Raw genomic sequence first — 2,730 nt, forward strand, 5'->3', positions numbered from 1 at the left:
AGACGCTGCATCCGAAGGTCCACGGCGGCATCCTGGCGCGGCGCGACCTGCCGGAGCACGTGGCGACGATGACCGAACACGGCATGCCTTACATCGACCTGGTGTGCGTCAACCTGTATCCCTTCGTCGCCACGGTGTCCAAGCCGCACACGCTCGACGACGCGATCGAGAACATCGACATCGGCGGCCCGGCGATGGTGCGCTCATCGGCCAAGAACTACCGCCACGTCGCCATCGTCACCGACCCCGCCGACTACCCCCTGCTGGCGGCCGAAATGCAGGCCAACGGCGGCGCGCTGAGCGACGCCACCCGCTTCGCGCTGGCGAAGAAGGCCTTCTCCCATACCGCCGAATACGACGGCGCGATCAGCAACTACCTCACCGCACTCAACGCCAGCAACGAACGCGAAGCCTTCGGCGAAAAACTGAACCTGCAGTTCACCCGCGCGCAGACCTGCCGCTACGGCGAGAACCCGCACCAGGCCGGTGCCTTCTATGTCGAAGCCAAAGCGCCCGCCGGCACGATCTCCACCGCACGGCAGATCCAGGGCAAGGAGTTGTCCTACAACAACATCGCCGACACCGATGCCGCGCTGGAGTGCGTCAAGCAGTTCGACGCCGCACCGGCCTGCGTCATCGTCAAGCACGCCAACCCCTGCGGCGTCGCCTACGGCGCGACCCTGCTGGAGGCCTACGACCGCGCCTACCAGACCGATCCCGAGTCGGCCTTCGGCGGCATCATCGCCTTCAACGGCCGACTCGACGGCGCCACCGCCGCCGCCATCGTCGAGCGCCAGTTCGTCGAGGTCATCGTCGCGCCCGAAGTCAGTCCCGAGGCCTCCGCCGCCGTCGCCGCGAAAAAGAACGTGCGCCTGCTCGAATGCGGCGCCTGGTCGGGCAGCGTGGCCCAGCTCGACATGAAGCGCGTGGCCGGCGGCCTGCTGGTGCAGGATGCCGACGTGCTGCTGCACGGCGAGCTGAAGACTGTCACCGACCGCGCACCGACACCCCAGGAAATGGACGACCTGCTGTTCGCCTGGCGCGTCGCCAAGTTCGTCAAATCCAACGCCATCGTCTACGCGAAAGGCCGCATGACCGTCGGCGTCGGCGCCGGCCAGATGAGCCGCGTCAACTCCGCGCGCATCGCCGCGATCAAGGCCGAGCACGCCGGCCTCGTCGTGCCCGGATCGGCGATGGCGTCAGACGCCTTCTTCCCCTTCCGCGACGGCATCGACCAGGCCGCGGCCGCCGGCATCAAAGCGGTGATCCAGCCCGGCGGCTCGATGCGCGACGACGAAGTCATCGCGGCGGCGAACGAGCACGGCATCGCGATGGTGTTCACCGGGACGCGGCATTTCCGGCACTGATGTGCCGGTGAGGAGTGAGGCGTGAGGCGAAAACCGCGAACGCCAGCTCCCGCGCCTAACCCCTCACTCCTCACCCCTCACTCCTCACCCCTCACGCACTTATGAAACTCCTCGTCATCGGCTCCGGCGGACGCGAACACGCACTGGCGTGGAAGCTCGCGCAATCCCCACGTGTCTCGCAGGTTTTCGTCGCGCCCGGCAACGGCGGCACGGCGACCGAGAACGGCCTCGTCAACGTGCCGCTGACGGAAATTTCATCGCTGGTCGAGTTCGTTCGGCGCGACGACGACATCGCCTTCACCGTGGTCGGCCCCGAAGCGCCGCTGGCGGCAGGCGTGGTCGATGCCTTCCGCGCCGCCGGGCTGAAGATCTTCGGCCCCACCCAGGCCGCCGCCCAGCTCGAAAGCTCGAAGGATTTCGCCAAGCAGTTCATGGCACGCCACGCCATCCCCACCGCGGCGTTCGGCACCTTCACCGATGCCGCCGCGGCGCATGCCTATATCGATGCGCACGGCGCGCCCATCGTGGTGAAAGCCGACGGCCTGGCCGCCGGCAAGGGCGTGGTCGTCGCGACGAGCGCCGAAGAGGCGCACGCCGCGGTGGATGCCATGCTCGCCGGCAACAGCATGGGCGAAGCCGGCCACCGCGTGGTGATCGAGGAATGCCTCATCGGTGAGGAAGCCAGCTTCATCGTCTTGGTCGACGGCGAGCACGTGCTGGCGCTCGCCTCCAGCCAGGACCACAAGCGCCTGGGCGACGGCGATACCGGCCCCAACACCGGCGGCATGGGCGCCTACTCGCCGGCGCCGGTGGTCACGCCGGAACTGCACGCGCGCATCATGCGCGAGGTGATCCATCCCACCGTCGAGGGCATGGCCGCCGACGGCATCCGCTACACCGGTTTTCTGTACGCCGGCATCATGGTCGGCGCCGATGGCGCTCCCAAAGTACTCGAATTCAACTGCCGCATGGGCGACCCGGAAACCCAGCCGATCATGATGCGGCTGAAGTCCGACCTCGTCGCGCTGATGGAAGCCGCCATCGACGGCAGCCTCGACCAGGCCGAGGTTGAATGGGACCGCCGCACCGCGCTCGCGGTGGTGCTGGCCGCCGCCGGCTACCCCGACGCCCCGCAGAAGGGCGCAGTCATCGGCCCACTGCCTGCCGCGGCTGAAGATCTGCACGTGTTCCACGCCGGTACCGCCGCCCAGGATGACCGCATCGTGGTGAGCGGCGGCCGCGTGCTGGCGGTGACCGCGCTCGGCGACAGCGTGCGCATGGCGCAGAAACGCGCCTACGAGGCGGTGACCTGCACCCACTTCGAAGGCATGCAATACCGTCGCGACATCGGCTGGCGCGCGCT

General features: G+C 68.3%; 2 protein-coding genes. Both read left to right on the top strand.

From position 1 onward, the window contains the following. The coding region (purH, locus tag Q0L94_RS14560; protein WP_296754560.1) for a bifunctional phosphoribosylaminoimidazolecarboxamide formyltransferase/IMP cyclohydrolase at window positions 1-1,367 on the top strand (1,367 nt) is incomplete at its 5' end. Window positions 1,368-1,468: 101 nt separating this feature from the next. After that, window positions 1,469-2,730 (top strand): phosphoribosylamine--glycine ligase (gene purD, locus Q0L94_RS14565; protein ID WP_296754562.1); only part of this gene is annotated, 1,262 nt, incomplete at its 3' end.

It is taken from the genome of Thiobacillus sp. (genome assembly GCF_024708915.1).